The 24,111-nt window shown below is 65.5% G+C and carries 20 protein-coding genes; 7 read left to right on the plus strand and 13 right to left on the minus strand.

Going from position 1 to position 24,111, the window contains the following annotated elements; genetic code table 11:
* The 4 genes from HMPREF3067_RS03620 to HMPREF3067_RS03635 form a co-directional block, all read right to left on the minus strand.
* Nucleotides 1–349: MFS transporter (locus tag HMPREF3067_RS03620; RefSeq protein ID WP_141759316.1), on the minus strand; the 349-nt coding region annotated here is incomplete at its 3' end.
* 27 nt (nt 350–376) lie between these two features.
* Nucleotides 377–1,138 (minus strand): ABC transporter permease, encoded by a 762-nt coding sequence (locus tag HMPREF3067_RS03625; RefSeq protein ID WP_070768374.1) that lies wholly within the window; start codon nt 1,136–1,138, stop codon nt 377–379.
* Complete coding sequence (locus HMPREF3067_RS03630) at nt 1,128–2,066, minus strand: ABC transporter ATP-binding protein (protein ID WP_070768375.1); 939 nt, start codon at nt 2,064–2,066, stop codon at nt 1,128–1,130. Before HMPREF3067_RS03630 ends, HMPREF3067_RS03625 begins: the two co-directional genes overlap by 11 nt.
* 30 nt (nt 2,067–2,096) lie before the next feature.
* Nucleotides 2,097–2,612, minus strand: coding sequence for an NUDIX domain-containing protein (locus HMPREF3067_RS03635; protein ID WP_070768376.1), 516 nt, complete (start codon nt 2,610–2,612; stop codon nt 2,097–2,099).
* 105 nt (nt 2,613–2,717) lie between these two features.
* On the opposite strand from HMPREF3067_RS03635, the gene HMPREF3067_RS03640 reads away from it, so the two are divergent.
* From HMPREF3067_RS03640 to HMPREF3067_RS03650, 3 genes are read left to right on the plus strand one after another with little or no spacing between them, the layout of a single operon-like run.
* Nucleotides 2,718–4,196, plus strand: coding sequence for a hypothetical protein (locus HMPREF3067_RS03640; protein WP_070768427.1), 1,479 nt, complete (start codon nt 2,718–2,720; stop codon nt 4,194–4,196).
* Nucleotides 4,196–5,245 (plus strand): glutamate ABC transporter substrate-binding protein, encoded by a 1,050-nt coding sequence (locus HMPREF3067_RS03645; RefSeq protein WP_070768377.1) that lies wholly within the window; start codon nt 4,196–4,198, stop codon nt 5,243–5,245. The genes HMPREF3067_RS03640 and HMPREF3067_RS03645 overlap by 1 nt, the downstream gene beginning before the upstream one ends.
* Nucleotides 5,238–7,652 (plus strand): serine/threonine protein kinase, encoded by a 2,415-nt coding sequence (locus tag HMPREF3067_RS03650; RefSeq protein ID WP_246819226.1) that lies wholly within the window; start codon nt 5,238–5,240, stop codon nt 7,650–7,652. Before HMPREF3067_RS03645 ends, HMPREF3067_RS03650 begins: the two co-directional genes overlap by 8 nt.
* Before the next feature lie 210 nt (nt 7,653–7,862).
* Here the strand turns inward: HMPREF3067_RS03650 and HMPREF3067_RS03655 are convergent, their stop codons facing one another.
* The 5 genes from HMPREF3067_RS03655 to HMPREF3067_RS03675 all read right to left on the minus strand — a co-directional run bounded on the left by HMPREF3067_RS03655 (nt 7,863) and on the right by HMPREF3067_RS03675 (nt 14,077).
* The gene (locus HMPREF3067_RS03655) at nt 7,863–8,765 is read right to left on the minus strand and encodes a hypothetical protein (RefSeq protein ID WP_070768379.1); all 903 of its coding nucleotides are present in this window, start codon (nt 8,763–8,765) and stop codon (nt 7,863–7,865) included.
* 139 nt (nt 8,766–8,904) lie between these two features.
* Complete coding sequence (locus HMPREF3067_RS03660; protein WP_070768380.1) at nt 8,905–10,125, minus strand: acetate kinase; 1,221 nt, start codon at nt 10,123–10,125, stop codon at nt 8,905–8,907.
* Nucleotides 10,126–11,502, minus strand: a complete 1,377-nt coding sequence (pta, locus tag HMPREF3067_RS03665; protein WP_070768381.1) for a phosphate acetyltransferase — start codon at nt 11,500–11,502, stop codon at nt 10,126–10,128.
* Nucleotides 11,503–11,651: 149 nt separating this feature from the next.
* A complete protein-coding gene (locus tag HMPREF3067_RS03670; protein WP_070768382.1) occupies nt 11,652–12,638 on the minus strand; it encodes a lactate/malate family dehydrogenase in 987 nt (328 codons plus the stop codon).
* Nucleotides 12,639–12,727: 89 nt separating this feature from the next.
* Nucleotides 12,728–14,077: an SLC5/6 family protein gene (locus HMPREF3067_RS03675; RefSeq protein WP_070768383.1), complete on the minus strand. Its 1,350-nt coding sequence runs from the start codon at nt 14,075–14,077 to the stop codon at nt 12,728–12,730.
* A gap of 439 nt (nt 14,078–14,516) precedes the next feature.
* Here HMPREF3067_RS03675 and ilvA point away from each other — a divergent pair, with 439 nt between their 5' ends.
* The 3 genes from ilvA to HMPREF3067_RS03690 all read left to right on the plus strand — a co-directional run bounded on the left by ilvA (nt 14,517) and on the right by HMPREF3067_RS03690 (nt 17,902).
* The gene (gene ilvA / locus HMPREF3067_RS03680; protein ID WP_070768384.1) at nt 14,517–15,794 is read left to right on the plus strand and encodes a threonine ammonia-lyase IlvA; all 1,278 of its coding nucleotides are present in this window, start codon (nt 14,517–14,519) and stop codon (nt 15,792–15,794) included.
* Nucleotides 15,795–15,926: 132 nt separating this feature from the next.
* A complete protein-coding gene (locus HMPREF3067_RS03685) occupies nt 15,927–17,291 on the plus strand; it encodes an FAD-dependent oxidoreductase (RefSeq protein WP_070768385.1) in 1,365 nt (454 codons plus the stop codon).
* A 23-nt stretch (nt 17,292–17,314) separates the two neighbouring features.
* Nucleotides 17,315–17,902 carry a GNAT family N-acetyltransferase gene (locus HMPREF3067_RS03690; protein ID WP_246819227.1) on the plus strand — a complete coding sequence of 196 codons (588 nt, stop codon included), beginning with the start codon at nt 17,315–17,317 and terminating at the stop codon, nt 17,900–17,902.
* A gap of 5 nt (nt 17,903–17,907) precedes the next feature.
* On the opposite strand, the gene purT is transcribed toward HMPREF3067_RS03690, so the two are convergent.
* Both purT and HMPREF3067_RS03700 read right to left on the minus strand, forming a co-directional pair.
* Nucleotides 17,908–19,284, minus strand: a complete 1,377-nt coding sequence (gene purT / locus HMPREF3067_RS03695) for a formate-dependent phosphoribosylglycinamide formyltransferase (protein ID WP_083319119.1) — start codon at nt 19,282–19,284, stop codon at nt 17,908–17,910.
* 190 nt (nt 19,285–19,474) lie between these two features.
* Nucleotides 19,475–20,767, minus strand: a complete 1,293-nt coding sequence (locus tag HMPREF3067_RS03700; protein ID WP_070768387.1) for an adenylosuccinate synthase — start codon at nt 20,765–20,767, stop codon at nt 19,475–19,477.
* A gap of 107 nt (nt 20,768–20,874) precedes the next feature.
* Here HMPREF3067_RS03700 and HMPREF3067_RS03705 point away from each other — a divergent pair, with 107 nt between their 5' ends.
* Nucleotides 20,875–21,747: a hypothetical protein gene (locus tag HMPREF3067_RS03705; RefSeq protein ID WP_070768388.1), complete on the plus strand. Its 873-nt coding sequence runs from the start codon at nt 20,875–20,877 to the stop codon at nt 21,745–21,747.
* A 3-nt stretch (nt 21,748–21,750) separates the two neighbouring features.
* Here the strand turns inward: HMPREF3067_RS03705 and HMPREF3067_RS03710 are convergent, their stop codons facing one another.
* Both HMPREF3067_RS03710 and fbaA read right to left on the minus strand, forming a co-directional pair.
* Nucleotides 21,751–22,941, minus strand: coding sequence for an FUSC family protein (locus HMPREF3067_RS03710; protein WP_070768389.1), 1,191 nt, complete (start codon nt 22,939–22,941; stop codon nt 21,751–21,753).
* Between the two features lie 50 nt (nt 22,942–22,991).
* The gene (gene fbaA / locus HMPREF3067_RS03715; RefSeq protein WP_070768390.1) at nt 22,992–24,026 is read right to left on the minus strand and encodes a class II fructose-bisphosphate aldolase; all 1,035 of its coding nucleotides are present in this window, start codon (nt 24,024–24,026) and stop codon (nt 22,992–22,994) included.
* Nucleotides 24,027–24,111 lie beyond the last annotated feature (85 nt).

Here is a 24,111-nt window from a genome sequence, read left to right on the forward strand (position 1 = left end):
CCGCGGCCCGGGAGAGCACCACGCAGGCCCCGCCGCCTAGGCCCTGCAGGAAGCGGGCCGCGACCAGCACGCCGATGTTGGGCGCCAGCGCCGCCAGCACCGACGCGGCCACCGCCCCCACCGCGCCGAGCAGGAGCAGGGTCTTGCGCCCGAGGGCATCGGAAAGCGGGCCGATAAACAGCTGGCCCGCCGCCAGGCCGACGAAGAACGCGGTCAGCGTGAGCTGGACCCACGCATCCGCCACCCCGAACTCCGCCGCGATGGCGGACATGACCGGCAGGTACACGTCCGTGGCGAAGGCGGCAGTGGCCGACAGCAGCGCCAGGGACAGAAGAAGTGAATAGGGCACGGTTTCCTAGACTAAACCGTGCGGGCCTTAGGCGTCGCGCTTTTGCAGCAGGAAAACGCCCAGCAGCCACAGGCCACCGGCCCACAGCAGGAAGATAACCAGGTTCATCCAGTTGGCGTCCCACACCGCCTTTTCCGGCACGGTCTCAAAGATCCAGTTCTGCAAGGCCGTAAACGGCATGAACGGGGCGATGTGCTCACCAATCTTCGGCAGTCGCCCGATGAACTGGTCGATGCCCAGGTTCAGGATCAAGCAGATGGCCACGGTGCCGGCAGTCTGCCGCAGCAACAGGCCCATGCCCTGGGAAAACAGCACCATCGCCGCCATCACCAGCGGGTAGACCCACAGGAAGCGCCGGGCGCTCTCACTGTTCCACGGGTCATAATCCGGGGCGACCTCGCCGGCAATGGCCTGGGTGAGCAGGTAGACGCCCACCAGCGCGATGAATACCAAAAGAGCGGAAATTACCGCGTACATGACCAGCTTGACCACCGCCACCATCGGGCGGTTCGGGTTGGCCATGTAGACGTTGGTCTGGATGTTGTAGCGGTATTCGGTGGTGATGATCATGATGGACTGGATCATCAGCACCGGCAGGCCCAGCATCCAGACGGCGGTGGCCGAGGACTCCGGGGTCAGGAACATGGCGGCCTCCGGCGTCTGCCGGGTAACAGACGCGTTCAGGGCGCTCCAGCCCCAGGTCAGCAGGAAGAACACGGCGCTGGTGAGCCAGAACGACCGCGTGGTAATCAGCTTGGTCCACTCTGCGCGCAAAGTATTAACGAGCATCGTCAGCCCCCTCAATCTGGCCGTGGTATTGGACCGCGTGGCCGGTCATTTCCATGAAAGCGTCCTCCAGCGAGGCGCGGTGCAGCGTGAGCTCGTTCAGCGGCACGCCCACCGAGTACGCCAGCTGCCCGATAAGGTCCGTGGCCTGCTCCGGGATAACCAGCGTGGGCCGACCCTCCTGGTCCTGGCTGTGCTGGTAGGTGATGTTCTCCTCCTCCAGCGCGTTGGTGAACGCGTCCAGGTACTCGGAGCGGACGATAACCTGCGAGGCGGCGTGCTCCTTGATGAAGTCGTAGGTGGACTGGTTGGCCACCAGCTGGCCGCGGCCGATAACCACCAGGTGGTCGGCGGTCATGGACATCTCCGACAAAAGGTGCGAGGACACCAGGATGGTGCGGCCTTCCCGGGCGAGCGCCTGGAGCAAGTCGCGCACCCAGCGGATGCCCTCCGGGTCCAGGCCGTTGACTGGCTCGTCCAGGATCAACACGCCCGGGTTGCCCAACAGGGCGCTGGCCAGCCCCAGGCGCTGCCCCATGCCCAGCGAGAAGCCGCCGGCCTTCTTGCCGGCCACGTCCGACAGGCCCACCAGGCCCAGCACCTCGTCCACGCGGCGGGTGGGGATGCCGTTGGACTGCGCCATCCACTTCAGGTGATTGGCCGCCGAGCGGTTCGGGTGCACGGCCTTCGCATCCAGCAGCGCGCCGACCTCCCGCAGCGGGTTCTTCATCTCTCGGTAGCTCTTGCCGCCGATGCGGGCCGTGCCCGCCGTCGGCTTATCCAAGCCCAAGATCATGCGCATGGTGGTGGATTTGCCCGCACCGTTGGGTCCCAAGAAGCCGGTCACCATTCCGGGGTTGACCGTAAAACTTAAGTTATCGACGGCGCGGACCGACTTATACTGCTTAGTCAGCCCGTTCACTTCAATCATGCCCACTAGCGTGCCACAATTCGGGCGGTTTTACCTGCCCAAGGCACGCGCCGCGCGGCACAAATCCGCGTAAGCGGAGCGGAAGGCGGACAGCAGCGGCAGCTGTTCGACCTCACCGAGCGGCACCCAGCGCAGCTCCTGCGATTCCTCATTAGGCACGGTGTCCAGCAGATTTCCGGTCTTGGTCCGGGCCAGGACCGAGGTATAGGTCCAGCCGCCGGGCAGCTCTGGGCGCGCGGGGTTGGCCGGGTAGGGACCGGCGGTAACAATCTCATCAATAATTTCTATGTCCCCCGGGTCGATGGTGCATTCCTCGACCGCCTCGCGCACCGCTGCCTGGCTGGCGGTTTCGTGCAAGTCCCGAGCGCCGCCGGGAATCCCCCAGGTGCCGCCCTGGTGGGTCCACTGCGCGCGGTGCTGGAGCAGGACCCGCGGGCCCTCGGCCACCAGGAACAGGCCGGCCGCGCCGTAGAGTCCCCAGGCCGGTTTGCCGCCTGGGCCAGCTGCCCAGCCGTCACCGCTTTCGGGTTTGCCTGCCACATTCATCACCCTCCATGCTATAACTTTTGACAAAACCCCGCGGACAGGTGGCGTAGCACACAGCAGAAAAGCTATTCTAGATGAATGACCGGTTCCGGGGCACCCAGCTTGATGCGGCCACGCCGCAGGAAACCTAAGTCGACCCAGCCCACCGAGCACGACTCCCAGTTCGCCGGGGGCGACCACTGGCTCGACGACCTCACGGCCCCAGCAGACCCTGCCTTCAACCCAGCCACCCACCTGGCGATGTCCACCTTCGCCGGGCCCGCGCGCCTGGCCCGCCGCATCTGGTCCTTCCTGGAGACCACTCCCGGCAAGCTCTTCACCGTCACGGTGATTCTGACCCTGGCCATCGCCGCGGCCGGCATCTCCATGTCCAATTCCTCGGCCGCCCGGCAGGACAACCTAGATACCCTGCTGTCCACCACGGAGCCGATGTCGAACTCGGCCCACAACCTCTACACCTCCCTCTCCCTGGCGGATACCGTCGCCACCACCGGCTTCGTCCAGGCCGGCGTCGAGTCCGGCGTGAACCGGCAGAAGTACAACGACGCGATCGACCGGGCATCGGTAGCCGCCACCGAGTCCATCCTGGGCACCTCCGACGACGACCAGCGAATCCGGGACCTGGTCGGCTTCATCCAGCGCGAGCTGCCGGTCTATACCTCCATGGTGGAAACCGCCCGCGCCAACCACCGCGCCGGCAACGCCGTGGCCAGCGCCTATATGTCCAACGCCTCGACGCTGATGCGCGAGGAGATCCTGCCCGCCGCCGACGAGCTTTTCCAGCTGACCAGCCAGAAGGTCTCCGACGAGCGCCGCGAGCTCACCCGCCCCCAGTGGGTGCCGCTATCCGGACTGGTGGCCGCCGTCATCTTCCTGGTGCTGGCACAGTGGTGGCTGTGGCGGCTAACCCGGCGCCGCTTCAACCGCGGCTTTGTCACCGCCACCGGCCTGCTCACCCTGGCGGTGCTGTGGGTGGCCCTGTCCAACCTGGCGACCTGGTCCGCCGGCATGCAGGGCTTCGAGGACGCCTCCCGCCCGTGGGACGCGCTGACGAATTCGCGCATCGCCGCGCAGCAGGCCCGTACCTCGGAGACTCTAGCCCTGGTCAACCGCCAGTCGGAGCAGGAGACCGCCGTGACCTTTGACGAGACCACCGAATCCATCTCCCGCGCGCTGGAGGACTACGCGGCCTCCGAGTCAATCACCACCGAGTCCGAGCTCGACCGCGACGACCTCATCCGCGGCGCCCAGCACTCGCTGGAGCGCTGGACCCAGTCCCATGAGGCGCTGCTCAACGCGCTCAGCGAGGGCCGCTACGACGACGCCATCTTCTTGGCCACCGACCCCAACCCGGGCGACACGCTGCCCGGGGAGACCTCGCCCACCAGCGCGGCCAGCTCCTTCAACGATCTCGACAGCACCCTGGACCAGCTCATCGCCGACGCCCGGCGCGCCATGCGCCTGCACATCCAGGAGGGCCTGACCGCCATGACGTTGGTCTCCAGCGCGGTCATGTTGCTGACCGTGGCCGCGGTGATTTCGGTCTGGCTGGGCATCCGCCCCCGAGTGCAGGAGTACCTCTAATGCTAAAGCACAAGAAAGCCCTGCCCGCGCTCCTCAGCCTCCCGCTGCTGCTGGCCGGCTGCGTGAGCCACTCGGCCGAGCTCGCCCCGACCAACGAGATCGACCGCATCCTCCCCGACCACACACAGCGGGAGAAGGCCGGCCCCCCGCTGCCCGCCGGCGCCTACTACGAGCCCGCCCATGCCGAAGCCGCCGACGCGGACTCCCGCGGCAACCCCGCGGGTTCCTGGCGCCCCGACGACAAGGACGCCAAGGAGCGGGTGCCCGACATTGTCAAGCGCGGCCGGGTGATTGTCGGCGTGGACCAGTCGCACAACCTGCTTAGCTACCGCGACACCACCACCGGGCAGATGAGCGGCTTCGAGGTCGACCTGGCCCACGAGATCGCCCGCGACATCTTCGACGATCCGTTCAAGGTGGATTTCCGCTTCCTCTCCTCCGCCGAGCGCGTGGACGCGCTGGAGTCCGGCGAAGTCGACATGGTGGTCCGCACCATGACCATCAACGAGGACCGCCAAGAGCAGGTGGAGTTTTCCACGCCCTACCTCGACACCTCCACGCGCCTGCTGGCGCTGAAGTCCAGCGGCATCGACTCGCTCGAGTCCACCGCCGACAAGCGGGTCTGCGCCACCGCCGGCTCGACCTCGCTCAACCAGGCCCGCCTCCATCTGCCTGAGGCCCAACTGCTGGTCACGCGTTCCTGGGGCGACTGCCTGATGGCCCTGCAGCTGAGCCAGGCCGACGCCGTCATCACCGACGACACGCTGCTGTCCGGCATGGTGGATCAGGACTCCTACACCGAGATCGTCGGCGAGCCCATGTCGACCGAGTCCTACGGCGTAGGGATCAAGAAATCCCGCCCGGGCGCGGACACCCGTCCGCTGGTCCGGCAGGTCAACTCCACCCTGGAGCGGCTGCGCCGCGACGGCACCTGGGCGCGCCTCTACGACGAGTGGTTCGGCCCCTACCTGGCTCCCGCCAGCCCGCCGGCTCTGGATTACCGCAGCGAAGACACCGATGACGATTCCGAGGAGGCACGCAATGACTGATCGCTCCGATCATATGGCCCGGGGCCCAGAGTCTGACATGGACGCCGCCACCGCGGCCGTGCCCTTCGATCCTTTCGCCGACGGCGACGAAGGTGAGACCGGCACCGCCGCCGTGGCCTTCGACCCCTTCGCGGACGACGACGAGGACGACGAATTCGCCGCGGACTCCGACAACATCGCCGCGTTGATCAAGGACCTGGGCAACCTGCGCGACAAGAAAGCGCGCGACGCACAGCAGGTGGCGGATACCTCGCAGCGCTCCCGCCAGAAGGCGCTCGACACCTTCCGCTCTAGGCGCGCGACCCGCCGCCGCGACCGCGAGGTCGCCGACGGCATGGTCCACCTGCCCTTCGTCTCCCCCAGCCACCCGCGCCAGGCGTTGCTCGACGTGGATGAGGTGGTCAAGCGCAAGAAGATCCCTCGCCCGCAGCTAAACCCCGGCGACATGGTGGCCAGCCAGTACGAGATCTTGGGCGTCATCGCCCACGGCGGCATGGGCTGGATCTACCTGGCCAACGACCACTTCGTCTCCGGCCGCGTGGTCGTACTCAAGGGCATGCAGGCCCACAAGTCCGCGGACGAGACCGCCGCCGCGGCCGCTGAGCGCGAGTTCCTGGCGGACATCACGCACCCGGGCATCGTGAAGATTTTCAACTTCATCGACGACGCCCGCGTGCCCGGCGGCTTCATCGTGATGGAATACGTGGGCGGCCCCTCCCTGCGCAGCCGCCGCAACGCGCAGCCGGGCAAGGTGCTGCCCATCGACATCGCCATCGCCTATATCCTGGAGCTTTTGCCGGCCCTGGACTACCTGCACTCGCGCGGGGTGGTCTACAACGACTTGAAGCCCGACAACATCATCGTCACCGAGGACCAGGTCAAGCTCATCGACCTGGGCGCGGTCTCCGGGATCGGTGCCTACGGCTTCATCTACGGCACGCAGGGCTTCCAGGCCCCCGAGGTGTCCACCCAGGGGCCATCGGTAGCCAGCGATATCTACACCATCGGCCGCACCCTGGCGGCGCTGACCATCGACCTTCCCAGCGAGGACGGCATCTACCTGCCCGGGCTGCCGAGCCCGGTGAAGGAGCCGCAGTTCCGCCGCCACCTGTCCTTCTACCGGCTGCTGCTGCGGGCCACCGAACGCGACCCGGACAAGCGCTTCCGCAACTTAGGCGAGCTGCGCACGCAGCTCTACGGCGTGCTGCGCGAGGTCATCGCCGTCCGCGACGGTGTCCAGCACCCCTCCCAACACTCGCTGTTTTCGCCGCAGCGTACCACTTTCGGCACCAAGCACCTGGTCTTCCGCACGGACCAGCTCATCGACGGAATCGACCGCACCGTGCGGACCACCGCCCCCGAGGTAGTCTCCGCCCTCCCGACCCCGCTGCTGGACCGCAGCGACGTCGGCGCCGCGCTGCTGCAGGGCGCGTCCTATACGGAGCCGCAGGAGGCCCTGGAGACCCTCCGCCAGGCGATGCAGACCGACGAATACGAGCAGTCCGCCGAAATCCCCCTGGGCGTGGTGCGCTCCATGATCGATCTCGGTTACACGGGCCAGGCCCGCAGCTGGCTGTCCTCGCTGGAGCAGCGCCTGGGCGGCGACTGGCGCTTCGAGTGGTACTCCGGCGTGACCGCGCTGCTGCTGGACGACTACGCCGAGGCGCAAAAGCACTTTTCCACCGTGCTCAGCCTCCTGCCCGGCGAGGCCGCGCCGAAGCTGGCGCTGGCCGCCATCAACGAGCTACTCCTCCAGCAGCTGGGCTACGACGACTCCTGCCTGCTCATGCCGAAGGTCGCCCGCGCCTGTGCGGTCCAAGACCTCAGCCTGGGCGACCTGCCCGACGAGGACTTCGCCGGCCAGCCCGAGCTCTGGGAACACGTCACCCAAGACCCCGGCGTGCTGCGGTTTAACTCCATGCGCCTCTACGGCCTGGTCTGGGCCACCAACCCGACCACCGTCTCCTCCGCCTTCGGCCTGGCCCGCCAACTGCGCGCCGAGCACCAGGTGGAAATGGCTGTCAACACCCTCGACCGCGTGCCGAACGCCTCCCGTCACCAGCGCATGGCGCGGCTGACCACGGTGCTGCAGCTCATCTCCCACTCCCTGACCGAGCCTCGCGTGCGCCGCGCGGCCCGCCGCCTGGAGGAGATCCCCACGAACGAGCCGCGCTTTTTGCAGATCAAGGTCGCCGTGCTCTCCGCCGGGCTGACGTTCCTGCGCGATCACCAGCTCACGCACGCCGCCAGCCCGAACGACCTGTTCGAGTACGCCTTCACCCAGCGCGGACTGCGCTACGGGCTCGCCGACACGCTCCGCGCGCTCGCCCGCCAGGCCCCCTTTTCCCGACACCGCTACGCGCTGGTCGACCTGGCGAACCAGGTCCGGCCGGTGACGACGTTTTAGGTTCCTTTGGGGCCGGGGCGGGGACGGGGAAATCATCGACCTTTGCGCAGAGGGTGATATTTTCCACCGGTTCCCCCTTGAACCCGGGCGGAAATATCGACTTCTGCCGCCCAACCACCTCGCGTCCGACGCACGAATAGCCGTGACCAGCGGTTTTAAGCGCCGGAAATATCGGCTTCTGCGCAAAGGTCGATAATTTCCAAGCCCGCCCTACCTCCTCGCCCGCCGCAACGTGGTGGTCAGCATCTCCATAAACTCGGCGTAGCCGCTGAAGAGCTGGCGGGGTGTCACCCGGCGAACCACGAAGCCCTGGTTTTGCAGGTAGACCTCGCGGTCGCGCTCGGAGCGAATGACGTCCTCGACCGCGCGGCCGTAGGTCTGCCCGTCGTATTTGGAAGCGCCGTCCACCTCGAGAGCCAGCCAACCGTCGATGAGCAGGTCCACACGGAAGGCCCCGATCCGGGCCTGCGGCTCGACGCGGTGGCGCTGCGCCAACCCGCTGTGGATGAGTAGGCCGCGGGCAAGCGACTCGTACGGCGACTCCGAGACGCCAATCGCGGCCTCAATGACCTGGCGGGCCTGGCCAATCCCCCGCGTGCCCCTGAGCCGGCGGGCCACGGCCTCCAGCGCGGCGCGCTCATAACCGCGGGCCAGGTAGCTGTCGGCGGCCACCAGCCCGCGCACGAAGCCGTGCAGGCGGGCTAGGTCCACCACGGTGCGGGCCGGGCTCGTGGCTCTGACGCTCGGGGCGCCTTCCTCAGCAGAAGCCGAAACAGAAACCGAAACAGAAACCGAGACGATATCGCCCGGCGGCAGCTTCATCTTGTGGTAGCGCCACCCGGGCGGTACCTGCGCGTTGGGCGGGGCGGTGCCGCCGGCGAGGGCGAGTTCTATGTCCTCCTCCCCGCGGGCGCTGAGCACCCACAGCCGGTGGACGCGGGCGGCCGAGCAGGCCGCCAGCACCGCGCGGTGGGCGCTGAGCGCGGCGGCCAGGCAGCGCAGCCGAGTCTGCTCATGGACGGGTAAGGAGGTATAAGCCTGCGCGTCGACAGTTACTTGCGGCGCCAGGCGGGTGCAGTCGGCATTAGCGGTACGGGTCTTAGTCAGTTTCATACCGCCATCCTGGCCGGAAGCGCAAGCCCCGGTCTAGGCCACCCCGGCCCAGATACAGCAAAACTGTGGATAACTGGGCGCGGGCCCTAGTTATCCACAGTCTCGGGCGCGCTCAAGTGGCGCGCGGCAGCACAAGGTGCTAGTACAGGCCGGCCTCGCGGGCCATGGCGGCGATCTCGGCGGACTTTTGCGCGATGGCCAGCTCCTCATTGGTCGGGACCACGAAGACCTTGACCGGGGAGTCCGCGGTGGAAATCATGCGCGGCTCCTTGGAACGGACCAGGTTGGCTTCCTTATCGAAGTGGATGCCGTACATGTCCAGGTTGTACAGGGAGTCCTGGCGGACCTCGGTGTCGTTCTCACCGACGCCGGCGGTAAAGGTGATGGCGTCGACGCGGCCGAGCGCAATCATGTAGGAACCAATGAAGCGGCGCAGCTGGTGGATGTAGATGTTGTACGCCAGCCAGGCGTCGGAGTCCTCATTCTCAATCCGCTCGCGCAGCACGCGGAAGTCGTTGACGCCGGAAATACCCTTCACACCAGACTGCTTGTTGAGCAGTTTGTCGATCTCATCGATGGACATGCCCGCCTGGCGGGACAGGTGGAAGATGATGCCCGGGTCGATGTCGCCGGAGCGGGTACCCATTGCCAGGCCGGCCAGCGGAGTAAGGCCCATCGAGGTGTCGATGGCGCGGCCGTTGGAAATAGCGGCGGCGGAAGCACCGTTGCCCAGGTGCAGCGTGATCTGGTGGGTATGCCCCGGGTCGCGGCCCAGCAGCTTCGGGACCTGCTGCGAGACGAACTCGTGGGAGGTGCCGTGGAAGCCGTAGCGGCGGATGTCGTACTTCGTCGCGATTTCCTTGTTGATGGCGTACAGCGCGGCGGCCGGGGCCATGCGATTGAAGAAGGCGGTGTCGAAGACGGCGACGTGCGGCAGGTCCGGCAGGATGGCGCGCGCGACGCGGATGCCGTCCAGGTTGGCCGGGTTGTGCAGCGGGGCCAGCGGGATGAGATCCTCGATCATGGACTCGATCTGCTCGTCCAGCAGCTGCGGTTCGCTGAACAGGCGGCCGCCGTGGACGACACGGTGGCCGACGGCGATGAGCTCCAGCTGGGTGGGGCCGACCTGGTTGTCCTCCATGATTTCGAAGGCGCGCTTCAGGCCCGCGGTATGGTCGGGGATTTCCAGCTCTTCGCGGATCTTCTCGCCGTTGACGGTGACGTTGATGGCACCGTTCGGCTCACCGATCTGCTCGACCAGGCCGGTGACCAGCGGAGCGTCGGTGGCTTCGTTCTCCGGGTTCACCACCTGGAACTTGATGGAGGAAGAGCCGGAGTTAAGTACAAGAACGTAGGCCATTTAGGCGTTGCCTCCTGCCTGGATAGCGGTAATAGCGACGGTGTTGACAATATCGGGGACGGTAGCGCCTCGGGACAGATCGTTGACCGGCTTGTTTAGCCCCTGCAGGATCGGGCCCACGGCCAGGGCACCGCCGGTGCGCTGCGCGGTCTTGTAGCCGATGTTGCCGGCTTCCAGGTCCGGGAAGATGAAGACGTTGGCCTGGCCGGCGACCTCGGAGTCGGGCATCTTCTTCTTGGCCACGCCCGGGTCGCAGGCGGCGTCGAATTGCAGCGGGCCGTCGACCTTGAGGTCGCCGTTGATCTGGCGGGCGGCCTCCACGGCGGCCACGGCGCGGTCCACGTCCGGGCCGGAGCCGGAGGTGCCGGTGGAGTAGGACAGGACGGCCACGCGCGGGTCGATACCGAACTGGGCTGCGGTCTTCGCGGAGACGGCGGCGATCTCGCCGAGCTGCTCGGCGGTCGGGTTCGGGTTGACCGCGCAGTCGCCGAAGGCCCACAGGCGGCCGCGCATGACCATCAGGAAGATGGAAGAGACCACGGAGGCCTCCGGGGTGGTCTTGATGATCTGGAAGGAAGGCTTGATGGTGTGGGCGGTGGTGTGCGCCGCGCCGGAGACCATGCCGTCGGCCAGGCCCTTGTGGACCATCATGGTGGCGAAGTAGGAGATGTCCTGCATGGTCTCGCGGGCCTGCTCGAGGGTGACGCCCTTCTTCTTGCGCAGCTCGGCGAAGTCAGCAGCGAATTCCTCGGCCAGCGGGGAGGTCAGGTGATCGATGATGGTGGCATCGGTCAGATCCACGCCCAGCTCACCGGCGCGGGTGGCAATGGAGTCCGGGTTGCCCAAGATGGTGAGCTTGACGATGCCCTTCTCCAGCAGCTGGCCAGCCGCCAGCAGGATGCGGTCGTCGTCGCCCTCCGGTAGCACGACGTGGGCGCCGGCGGCCTTGGCCTGGCCCAGCAGCTGCTGCTCGAAGACGGGGGCGGACATGACCGGCTCAACGTTGAGGTTAATCTGGCGGGCCAGCGCCTCGCCGTCCTGGAGCCGGTCCGGGGTGACAACGCCGGCGACGGTCGCCTGCACGTCCTTGGCGTGGCGGACCGCGAGTTCGGCCGCGCCCTTTTCCTGCTCGGCTACGAACAGCAGCGGCACGCCGACGGCGGCGGCAGCTACGGAGTCGAAGTGGGTGTCACCGGTGCCCTGAATAACTACGGGGCCGTCGGCGGTAAGTTCCGCAGCGACGACGTCGGCGAGCTTCGGGTTGAGCTCATCCAGAGTGCGCAACTGCGCATCTAGCTGGTGGGCAGTTTCCGCAAGGTTGAGGTCGGCAAAATCACGACCAACGACACTGACAAGGACAGAACGAGCATTAGACATGCGACGAACCTTTCATTCGCTGTCACGGGGTAATATCCACAGCAGAAGTGCTGTATATCACTCAGTAATTTGTTTAGTGACCTCTTCTACCCTACTTCAGAATGCCCATTTTTTCCGATTCGCGTAGATGTAAAACAGGTCACTCATGACTATAAGTTTTGGGCAGAATCCTCGATCGCGCACTTAACCGCAGCTACGGACTTTTCTAGGGCCTTGGTTTCCCAGGCATCCAAGTCCACCGGGACGCGCCGAAGGACCCCCGAACGCCCGATCAAACATGGCAGGGAGACCGCGACGTCGCCGTCGTAGCCGTATTCGCCGTGCAGCGTGGTCGAGACCGGGAAGATGGCGCGCTCGTCGAGCAGGACCGCGCGCGCCAGACGCATGGCCGAGGCAGCGACGCCGGCGTTGGTCCAGCCCTTGGAGTGGAAGACCTGGTAGGCGGCTTCGACGACGCGCTCGGCCAGATCCTCCGGGTCGAGCTGGGCGCCGGGGAAGTACTCGCCGAGCCGGGCGGCCGGAATGCCCGCCACGGACAGGTGGGACAGGACCGGGAAGGCGGCCATGCCGTGCTCGCCCATCATGTAGCCGTCGACGGAATCGGGGCTAATGGCCAGATCGTCGGCGACCAGGCGGCGCAGGCGGGACGAGTCCAGCATGGTGCCGGTGGCGAAGATCTTATGCTCCGGGTAGTCGAATTCGTTCTGGGCGATCCAGACGATGGTATCGGCCGGGTTGGTAATGAAGATGAGCACGGGGCCGGCCTCTTTGTCGGCCACGTTAGCGCACACCTCGCGCATGATCTCGCGGGTGATATCGCCGTTGACGGGCGCGAGCGCGGCCCGGTCCGGGTTGGCGTCCGGGTTTTCGGGGTCGACGATCATCGACGGGCCAGCGGCCGAAATCACGACGTCGGCGTCCGCGCACTCGGAGTAGTCGCCGCCGCGCACGCGGGGCACGAAGCAACCGGGCACGCCGGTCAGGTGGTGTTGGTCGAGGGCCTCGCCGTAGGCGATGTCGGGGTCGCTATCGATGACCACGATGTCGGCGAACAAGCCGGAATGTACCGCCTCTGCCAGCACGTAGGAACCTACGTGGCCCGCTCCGGTGATAACGAGCTTGGCTGGTCGGTTCATGGTTTTCCTTTCGACGAGAATTTTAAGAAGTGTGGGGTTCTCGGCAGGCGAAAACCGCCGACCTCGAGTCTAGGCCGGCGGGAAAGCGCTTACAGGGAGTGGAAGATGGAGAAGAAGATGGTTGCCACGGCCACCAGGCCGATGAAGGTGACGAACCAGTTGGACGGCTTGCCGCGGAAGCGCTTGAGCGCGTCCACCTTGTGGATAGCCCACATCGGAATCAGGAAGAGCAGGACCGCGATGGCCGGACCACACAGGGTCTCAATCATGCCCAGGATGGACGGGTCAGCCCAGGCGACCAGGATGCAGGTCACCAGGATGAAGATCAGGGAACCGGTCTCCAGCGCGCGGTTGTGGGTGAACTTGGTGTTGCCGGCCACGTGGTTGCCGGTGACCACCAGTCCCTCGACGGACTCGGCCGCACCTAGATAGTGGCCCAGGAAGGACTTGCAGATGGCCACCAGGGCCACGATGGGCGCTACCCATTGCAGGAACGGGGCATCGAAGTGGTTGGCCAGGTAGGACAGGATGGTGATGTTTTGTTCCTTGGCCTCGGCCAGGTTCTCCGGGGACAGGGACAGCGCGCAGGAGAATACGAAAAACATCACGACGATGACCATGAGGCCTTCGGCTGCGGCCAGGACCTGGCCGGTCTTCTTATCGGCCCACTTGTCGCCGTATTCCTGGCGCTTCTCGGAGGCGAAGGAGGAGATGATCGGCGAGTGGTTAAAGGAAAAGACCATCACTGGCACCAGCAGCATCAAGGTCGTAGCCAGCCCGTTACCGGAAGCTTCCCGCGCGACATCCAGGTCCAAGGTCGAGAAGAAGGCAGTGTTCCAGCGCGGAATGAGGTAGAGCGCTAGGAAAATCAGCACGGCGATGAAGGGGAAGGCCAGCGCGGACATCACCTTGACCACGATTTCCTGGCCCATCTTCACCACGAAGATGAGTCCGCCGATCAGCAGGGTGGCCAGTATCCAGCGCGGCCAAGGCTCGACGTGCAGCTGGTGGATAAGGAAGGACTCCAGGGTGTTGGTCAGCGTTACCGCGTAGACCAGCACCAGCGGGTAGACCGCCACGAAGTAGAGGACGGTCATCACGACGCCGGCGTTGGCTCCGAAGTGCTCCTCCATGACGTCGGTCAGGTGGGACTTCGGATCGGAGCCGGACAAAACCAAGCGGGTCATCGCGCGGTGGGCCCAGAAGGTCATGGGGAAGGCGATGATGGTCATGACGATCAGCGGAATGATGCCGCCGATGCCCGCGTTGATGGGCAGGAACATGACGCCGGCACCGATGGCGGTGCCGAACAGGCTCAGCGTCCAGATGGTATCGGTTTTGCCCCAGCTAGGGGCCTTACCTGCACTGTCGGCGCTGTCTGGCGCGGGATTGGTTGGCGCCCGCCGGGCGTCGGCGGCTTCGGGAGGGATGACGGACATAGTGTGTTCGACCCTTTCGACGTGTTCCCCGCAGCCCAACGCGAAAGAACCGGACCGATGGAGAACTATTTATCACTTCAGACTCCATCCTGCGGAAAATATCCCCGGTTTGCTATGAGTAAACTCACATTCGACGATTAATTATTATCACATCACTGAAATGAGAACTTTTTCGCGGGGATCCGCTATAGTAATTAGCCATCCTCGGTTCTGACATAGTTTTTACCTAGTAGCCAACAGGAACCACTGGAAAGGCCGCCCAGTCTGCACCGAACCCGAACACCTACTGGAAATCCCCTGCGGAAACGGTGTTCGCCCCTTGCGGCACCCCTCCCCCGCTTCCTGCCCCCGATTATTGTGCACGTCACGGAAAATTCGGCCACTATGACCAAAATCAAAGCACTTTTGCGCAGGTCAGAGACCTTATACCATCGGAGGCATGAGCACTACAGTCCAGACCCCGCTCGTCACCGCCGCCGAAATCGAGGCCGCCCACGAGCGCATCCAAGATGAAATCAACCGCACCCCGCTGCGCTACAGCGAGCGACTGTCCCAACTGACCAACTGCAACGTCTACCTCAAGTGCGAGGAACTGCAGGACGTGCGCTCCTACAAGATCCGCGGCGCACTCAACAGCATCAAGAACCTGAGCGACGAGGAGCTGGCCGCCGGCATCGTCACCGCGTCTGCCGGCAACCACGCCCAGGGCGTGGCCTATGCCTGCAAGACCATGGGCGTGCAGGGGAAGATCTTCGTGCCGGTGTCCACCCCGGCCCAGAAGCGCGACCGCATCCTGGCCCACGGCGGCCGCTTCGTGGACCTGGTCGTGAACGGCGAGTCCTTCGACGAGGCCTCCGCCGCCGCCCACGAGGACGCTGCCGAGCGCGGCGCCACCTTCATCGAGCCCTTCGACGCCCACGACACCGTCGTCGGCCAGGGCACCATGGCCAAGGAGATCCTCGAGCAGCTGGCCGAGGAGGGCAAGGAGCTGCACGCGCTCATCGCCCCCGTCGGCGGCGGTGGACTGCTGTCCGGCCTGACCAGCTACGTCGCGGAGAAGGCCCCGGAGGCCCAGATTTACGGCGTGGAGCCGGCCGGCGCGGCATCGTTAGCCGCAGCCTTCCGTAACAACGGCCCGATGACGCTGCCGACCGTGGACCCGTTCGTGGACGGCGCGGCTGTCAAGCGCATCGGCGCGCTGCCCTACGAGATCCTCTTGGCCAACAAGGACCGGCTGGAGCACTTCGCGGTCAGCGAGGACGACGTCTGCATCGAGATGCTCAACCTCTACCAGAACGAGGGCATCGTCTCCGAGCCGGCCGGCGCGCTGTCCGTGACCGGTCTGACCAAGCTGGACCTAGCTCCGGGCTCGACCGTCGTCTGCGTCATCTCCGGCGGCAACAACGACGTCATCCGCTACACGGAGATCATGGAGCGCTCCCTGGTCCACCGCGGCCTGAAGCACTACTTCCTCATCAGCTTCCCGCAGGTCCCTGGCCAGCTGCGCATCTTCCTCGACGAAATCCTCAACCCCGGCGACGACATCACCCGGTTCAAGTACCAGAAGCGCAACAACTGCGTGCTGGGCACCGCGCTGGTGGGCTTGGTGCTGGAAAAGCCCGAGGAGCTCGACCAGCTCATCGAACGTTTGGACAACTCCAAGTTCGAGTACGAGTACCTCAAGCCGGGTACTCCTGAATATAAGATTGTCGGATAGGCCCTTCAGAGGCTGATTTGGGGAGCAGGCTTGTTACCCTATCTAGTACGTTGCTCACATCCGAACGTATGATGAGCTCAGATTAGACAAGTAACAGCCGCTCCCAAGAATCAGTGAGGACACCGACACATTATGACTTCCCCTCTGCGCGTAGCAGTCGTTGGTTCCGGCCCGGCCGGCATTTACGCATCCGATCTTCTGGTTAAATCCGAGGTCGACGTCAAGGTCGATCTGTTTGAGAAGATGCCTGCCCCCTTCGGCCTGATCCGTTACGGCGTGGCCCCGGACCACCCGCGCATCAAGGGGATTGTTCAGTCTCTGCACAACGTCATGGAAAAGGAAGACATTCGCTTCCTGGGCAATATTGAGATCGGCCGCGACGTCACCGTCGAGGAGCTGCAGGACTACTACGACGCCGTCATCTTCGCCACCGGCGCCACCGCCGACCGCCTAGTCAACATCCCGGGTGAGGACCTCGAGGACGTCCACGGCGCCGGCGAGTTCGTGGGCTTCTACGACGGCAACCCGAACTTCAAGCGCGACTGGGATCTCTCCGCCGAGTCCGTGGCCGTCATCGGCGTGGGCAACGTCTCCCTGGATGTTTCCCGCATCCTGGCCAAGACCGCCGATGAGCTGCTGGTTACGGAGATCCCGGACAACGTTTACCAGACCCTGAAGACCAACCGCGCCAAGGAGATTCACGTCTTCGGCCGCCGCGGCCCGGCCCAGGCGAAGTACACCCCGAAGGAGCTCAAGGAACTGGACGAGTCCCCGACTATCGAGGTCATCGTCGATCCGGAGGACATCGACTACGACGCCGCCTCCGAGGAGGCCCGCCGCGCCACCAAGTCCACCGACTTGGTCTGCCAGACCCTGGAGGGCTACGCCATGCGCGAGACCAAGGGCGCGCCGCACAAGCTCTACATCCACTTCTTCGAGGCCCCGGTAGAGATCCTGGGCAAGGACGGCAAGGTCACCGGCCTGAAGACCGAGCGCACTGAGCTCGACGGCACCGGGCAGGTCAACGGCACCGGCAAGTTCACCGAGTGGCCGGTCCAGGCGGTCTACTCCGCCGTGGGCTACCACCCGCAGGACGTCGAGGGCGTGCCCTACGACGAGGAGAAGGCCGTCATCCCGAACGACGGCGGCCACGTGCTGCGTGACAACGGCGGGGAGAAGATCCCGGGCCTGTACACCACGGGCTGGATCAAGCGCGGCCCGGTCGGCCTTATTGGCAACACCAAGTCCGACGCGAAGGACACCACCTCCATGCTGCTGGCCGACCACCTGGCCGGCGAGCTCACCGAGGCCACCAAGCGCGACCCGCAGGACATCTTGGACCTGCTGGCCAGCCGCGATATCGCCGTGACCACCTGGGAAGGCTGGCACCGCCTGGACGCTGCTGAGCGCGCCGCCGGCGAGCCCCAAGAGCGCGAGCGCGTCAAGATCGTCGAATGGGACGACATGGTCCGCTACGCCGGCCCGCAGGATAAATAACTACTACCGCTAAGGTGGTGGGCGTGACTAAAGAATCTTTCCCGCCCACCATCACCGCCGCGCCGCTGGCGGCGCTGGCCCCGCTAGACGTCCACGCGCTCTACAAGCTGCGCGTGGACGTCTTCGTGCATGAGCAGGCCACCCCTTACGCCGAAATCGATGACACGGACGCCCAGCCGTCCACCATCCACCTCCTGGCCTGGGACAGCCCTGCTCAAGAACAAGCGCAAGCACAAATACAAGCGCCAACCCAGGATCACACTCCCCGTCTCCTGGGCACGGCCCGCCTGTTCCCGGCGACCATCCCGACCCCGGAGGCGGCAAGCACCCGCGGCACCGCCGACACCAGCGACTCCCCCACCCTCGACGTCGTCCAGTTCGGCCGCTTCGCCCTGGCTCCCACCGCCCGGGGCACGGGCCTGGGCCCGCAGCTTATCGATGCCGCCTTGCAGTTCGCCGCCACCGCCCGGCCCGACACGCCGGTGTACCTGGAGGCGCAGTCGCCGCTGACCGGCTACTACGGCCGCTTCGGCTTTAGCGTGTGCGGCGAGGCCTTCGACGAGGACGGCATCCTGCACACGCCGATGATTAAGCGCGCCACGACTGACTAGCTATCCTACTTCCGGCCCCACAGCGTGGTGTTTTCGACCGCGGCTTCCTCGTCCTCATCATCGATGCCTCCGGTCAGCTCGGGGTTGACGCGCACGAGTGGCTCGTCTAGCAGCACTACCTTGTGTAGCTGCGGGATGTCCGGGGTCTGGGCTTCTTCGACGACCTCGGCCGCGGTCGGGGTGCCGCGCACCTCAATGCGGGCGGCCGCCACGTTGGCCCTATCGCGGGCTTCTTCGATGTCCTCACCCGTGGAGACCACCAAGCCCATGCGCCGGCCTTTGTAGGCTCCAGGTTTGCCGAACAGCGTCACGTCAGTCTCCGCTACCGCCATCGCCTGACCCACTCCCTGGTAGGCGACGTCCTCGATGTCGTCATCCGCGTGCAGCACATAAGCCGCCCCGGGAGAGACCAGCGTGACGTCAATCGGGTAGCCCAAGATGGCGCGGGCCTGCAGCTCGAACTCGGAGAAGCGCTGGGTGTAGCCGGTCAGCATCGCGGTATCCGACGGCCTAGGAGAGACGGAGGAAAAGTAGACGTCGTCGCCGGCGACGAAGAGTTCCACGCCATAGACGCCGCGCCCGCCCAGCTCGTTGGAGATTCGCGCGGCCACCGAGCGGGCGTTTTCCAGCGCGCGCTGGCTCATTGCCATCGGCTGCCACGACTCCACCAGGTCGCCGTGCTCGTGGCGGTGGCCGATGGGCTCGCTGAACCAGGTGGCCATCTCCTTGGTGGACGGATCGATAGACCGCACTGCCAGAAGCGTGACCTCGTAGTCGAAGTCCACGAAACGCTCCGCCACCACGCAATCTGAGTCTGAGGACACGCGGCGAACCTTCTGCCAGGCGCTGGCGATTTCCTCCGGCTCGCGGACCAGCATATGCCCCTTGCCCGAAGTCGACACGTCCGGCTTGATGATGCAGGGGAAGCCGAGCTCCTCCACTGCGGCGACGAGCTGCTCCTCCGAGTTGGCGAAGCGGTAAGCCGTCGTGGGCAGGCCCAGCGACTCCGCCGCGCTCCGGATCGATTCCCGGTCCCGGGTGAGCTCACAGGCGCGCGCGGTGGGTACCACCACGGCATCGGTCTCCGCCTCTAGGCGGGAGAGGGCGTCGACAGCCACCATCTCTACCTCGGGGACCACGAAATCCGGCTGCACCTGGGAGGCAATCTCCCAGACCGCCTGCGGGTCGGAAATCTGCGCCACGTGCGCCACGTGGGCGATGTGCAGCGCCGGCGCGCCCGGGTAGGAGTCCACCGCGTGCACCTCAAGCCCCAAGCGCTGGAACGCGGCCGTCAGCTCCTTGCCGAGCTCACCACCGCCGAGCAGCAACACCTTCGTGGCGTTCGATGTCAGCGGCGTTCCGATATGTTGTGCAAAGTCCATAGATTGTTCCTCCAGAAGCTGTGAGACACCACAGCAAACTCTGCGCCCATTATCGCATAGCGCCAGCTATCTGCCGCATTGGAACAGGCCATAGCTTTGCACATGTGCCGGTCCCGCAACCCACGAACCCCCGCCTACCTGTCACCGCAGCATTCGACGGGAGCGTGGTTTTAACTGAACCAATGCTTGTCTACGCATCCGCGAGGACGTCATGGCGCACGATGGTCTGGTCGCGGCCGGGGCCGACACCGATGTAGGAGATGCGGGTGCCGGACAGTTCCTCGAGGCGCAGGACGTAGTCCTGGGCCTTCTGCGGTAGCTCCTCGAAGGTCTGGCAGCCGGTGATGTCCTCGTCCCACGCCGGCATGGTCTCAAAGATGGGCTCGGCGTGGTGGAAGTCGGACTGGGTCATGGGCATCTCGTCGAAGCGCTTGCCGTCCACGTCGTAGGCCACACAGATGGGGATCTCCCCAATGCCGGTCAGGACGTCCAGCTTGGTCAGGAAGTAATCAGTGAAGCCGTTGACGCGGGTGGCGTAGCGGGCGATGACGGAGTCGTACCAACCACAACGGCGCTTGCGGCCGGTATTGACGCCGATCTCCCCGCCGGTGGTCTGCAGGTACTCGCCCCACTTGTCGAAGAGCTCCGTGGGGAACGGGCCCGCGCCCACGCGGGTGGTATAGGCCTTGATAATGCCCAGGGAGGTGGTGATCTGCGTCGGGCCCACGCCCGAGCCCACCGAGGCGCCGCCGGCCGACGGGTTGGAAGAGGTCACGAACGGGTAGGTGCCGTGGTCCACATCCAGCATCGTGGCCTGGCCGCCCTCCATGAGGACGTGCTTGCCGTTAGACAGGGCATCGTTGAGCTCAAGCTCGGCCTCGATGACCATCGGGCGCAGGCGCTCCCGGTAGCTCAGGAAATACTCAACGACCTGCTCCGGGTCGATGGCCTTGCGGTTGTACATCTTGACCAGCATCTGGTTCTTGATGTCCAGCGCGGAGGTGACCTTCTGGCGCAGGATGGACTCGTCGAAGATGTCCTGGACGCGGATGCCGATGCGCGCGACCTTGTCCGCATACGCCGGGCCGATGCCGCGGCCGGTGGTGCCGATGGCGCGCTTGCCTAGGAAGCGCTCCTGCACGCGGTCGAGCGTCTGGTGGTACGGCGCCACCAGGTGCGCGTTGGCGGAGATCTTCAGGCGGGAGGCCTTCGCGCCGCGGGCTTCCAGCCCGTCGATCTCGTCAAACAGGGCCTCCAGGTTAATCACGACGCCGTTGCCCAAAATTGGGGTGGCGTTTTCCGACAGGATGCCGGCGGGCAGGAGCTTGAGCTCGTACTTCTCGCCGCCGACCACGACGGTATGGCCGGCGTTGTTGCCGCCGTTCGGCTTGACGACGTAGTCGACCTCGCCGCCGAGGATATCCGTCGCCTTGCCCTTGCCTTCGTCGCCCCACTGGGCGCCAACAATGACGATTGCTGCCATGGTTGTTAATTCACTTCCCCATTTTAATTGGAGTCAAATACGCACTAACTCTACCTGCTTAGCCATCCGCGTGGGCGCTCCTACCCCGGCGAAGTAGCATAGAAAACATGCGTGTAATGATCCTGCGCTGCGGCGCGCCCCAGTTTTTGCTGCCCCACGGTCCGGAGTCCAACTGGGAAATCCTGGATTGCGCGGCCGTACCCACGCGCAAGGAGCTCAAGGCGGTAGACGCTGCCGCCCGGGAGATCCTGCCTGAAGATCCAACGCCGTCGCTCGACGAGATCGCCTCCCAGCCCGACGTGGCGCACCTGGGCGCGCCGGCGCCTGCGCCCCAGCCGGTGTCAGAAGCGCTGCGCGTGGTCGTCATCGGCACGGATGCGGCCCTGTCCGCGGTGATTACCCGACTCATGCGCGCCGACACTCTGTGGGTCGAGGTCGCCTACGTGCCGGTAGAAGATTCCTCCGCCGCCGCCCAGAACTGGGGCCTGCCGCAGCAGGCGGACGACGCCTTTCGTCTGGCGCTCGACGGTGCGGTCGCGCCCGTGCCCACCATCCGCAACGACGCCGGCCAAGCCGTGGCGGGCTCGGCCACCATCAGCCAGTGGAACCCCGGGGCTATGACCGGGGAGATCATCGTCGACGACCACGTGCTCGTCCGCCAAGACGGCGACGCCCTCCGCGGGGGCCAGACGGGCGTCTACGGCGCCAAACTGGTGCCCATGGTGGACGCCCCCGGCATCGTCGCCGCGGCGGCGCCAGTGGCCCGCCAGGGGCTGCTAGAGCGCCTACGACGGAAGCAGGCCGCGCCCCAGCCCGGCCCCGTGGATCCGTCCACCGTGGCCACCGGGCGCGCGGTCCAGGCCGGCGGACCGGAGCTGCGCGTGACCGTGGACGGGGTCTCCCGCCCGCGACCCGTCGACCGCGTGACCTTCTACCGGCACCTGCGCGACCTGCAAGTGGTGCGGGTGGCGCGCCCCTAGAGCCTAGAGGTCGTGTTCGTCTTCGTCGTAGATCTCCGGCGGGTAGGCCGGGGTCTGCGAGGTCGGGATGAGTACCGCCACGGCGGACTCGCGGGACATGCCGCAAATCATCAGTAGGTCCACCACGATAGACCGCGTCTGCGCCAGGATGGCATAGGCCGAAAGCTGGCTGCTCCCTTCTACAATGTCCATGCTCGCCCGCGCGCCCGCCCGCCGCAGACGCTGAACCAGGTGGGGCAGCTCCTGGGCCTCGTTGAGGCCGCGCCGGCTGCCGTAGATTTCGGCCAGCTCCTCCATGACCGAGCACAGCTCCTCGATGAGCTCAATCTGGACCGGGGAGACGCTGTCCCCGTCCTCCGTAATTACCAGAGCGCGGCGGGAGAGCACGCGCACCCCGCGCACGCCGTTGTCCACCGGCACGAGGATGCGCTCCAGCGAGCGGATATTGCGCTTAGAACCCCACATGATGGGCGAGACCTCCGAAGCCTCCCTGCCCTGCTTGGCGGCATCGGCCAGCTTTTCGATGTTGGTCTGCGTGCCGAAGACGGCCTGCCGAGCCTCCTCTATGATCTCTACATCCTGCTTTTCGAGCCCGCGGGAGACGTCGTAGAGCACGCTGGCGGCGATGCTAAGCACCTTAGAAACTTCCCGGCGCGCCTGGGCCAGCGGCGAGTTCGGGATGAGAGCGATGGTGATGACACCGATGGCGGAGCCGATGAGGGCATCGATAGCGCGGTTTAAGCCCCCGGCGCCTTCCGTGGGCGGGAAGATGGTGGCGATCAGGATGGAGCCAAAGACGATCTGATTGGTCAGCAGCGGCGACTTCGTCATGAACGAGCCGAGCAGCAGCGTCGCGCCCACGATCAGGGTGATCTGGAACGGCCCCTGGCCGACAAATTGAAAGAGGATATCCCCCACCGCCACACCGGTGATACCGCCGATGGACATCTCCACCGCGCGCTTTAGCCGGTCGCCGCCGGACAGGCCCAAGATGATCACCGCGGAGATCGGCGCGAAGAAGGGCTGCGCGTGGCCCACAATGTCATTGGCCACCCAGTAGGACAGCCCCGCGCCGACGGTGGCCTGCAGGATAAACACGAAGCGCGAGCGCACGCGGTTCAACCGGGCCATTAAAGACCGGTCAATACTGCGCAGGCGCTCGCGCGTGGTGAGTCGTTTTCGTTCTTCGGCCATGGGCGCCATTCTAGGACACTTTTATGCCGCCGCGGCCCGAAAAGACTGCTTTAGCGGGAAACCGTCTTCCCCACAGAATGCAGATCCTGGCACGCCTCGATGACGCGCTCAGACATGCCCTGCTCCGCCTTCTTGAGGTAAGAACGCGGGTCGTAGACCTTCTTGTTGCCCACCTCGCCGTCGATCTTGAACACGCCGTCGTAGTTGGCAAACATGTGGCGGGCGACCGGGTTGGTGAACGCGTACTGAGTGTCGGTGTCCACGTTCATCTTGATGACGCCGTAGCGCAGGGCCTCCTCGATCTTTTCCTTCTCGGAGCCGGAGCCGCCGTGGAAGACGAAGTCGAAGGGCTTAGCGCCCTCGTCCAGGCCGAGCTTCTTCTGCGCGGTCTGCTGGCCTTCCAGCAGCACCTCCGGGCGCAGCTTGACGTTACCTGGCTTGTAGACGCCGTGGACGTTGCCGAAGGTGGCGGCCAGCAGGTAGCGGCCGTTCTCGCCGGTGCCCAGGGCGTCGATGGTCTTTTCAAAGTCCTCGACGGAGGTGTAGAGGTTGTCGCCAGCCTTGGCCTCCACGCCGTCTTCCTCGCCGCCGACGACGCCGATCTCGGCTTCCAGGATGATGTGGGCCTTGCGGGCCTTTTCCAGCAACTCCTGGGCGATCTCCAGGTTCTCATCGATCGGGATGGCGGAGCCGTCCCACATGTGGGACTGGAACAACGGCAGCTCGCCGCGGTCGACGCGCTCCTGGGAGATGGCGATGAGCGGACGGACGTAGTCGTCCAGCACCTCCTTCTGGCAGTGGTCGGTGTGCAGCGCGACGTTGATGCCGTAGTGCTTGGCGGCCTCATGCGCGAAGGCGGCCAGCGCCTGGGCGCCCGCTACCTTGTTCTTGACTGCCAGGCCGGAACCGAACTCCGCACCGCCCGTGGAGAACTGGATAATGCCGTCGGACTCGGCCTCAGCGAAGCCCTTGAGTGCGGCGTTGATGGTCTCCGAGGAGGTGCAGTTGATGGCCGGGAAGGCGAAGCCAGACTGCTTCGCCTCATCCAGCATGGCGTTGTAGACCTCTGGGGTAGCAATAGGCATAGAAGTGAATCTTCCTTACTTGGTTCGCGTTTGACTTACTGCACTACCAAGTATGCCTGTGATTTGGCTTGCGCGCCGCAGGTCC

This window comes from Corynebacterium sp. HMSC04H06 (assembly GCF_001815935.1).
Classification (GTDB): domain Bacteria; phylum Actinomycetota; class Actinomycetes; order Mycobacteriales; family Mycobacteriaceae; genus Corynebacterium.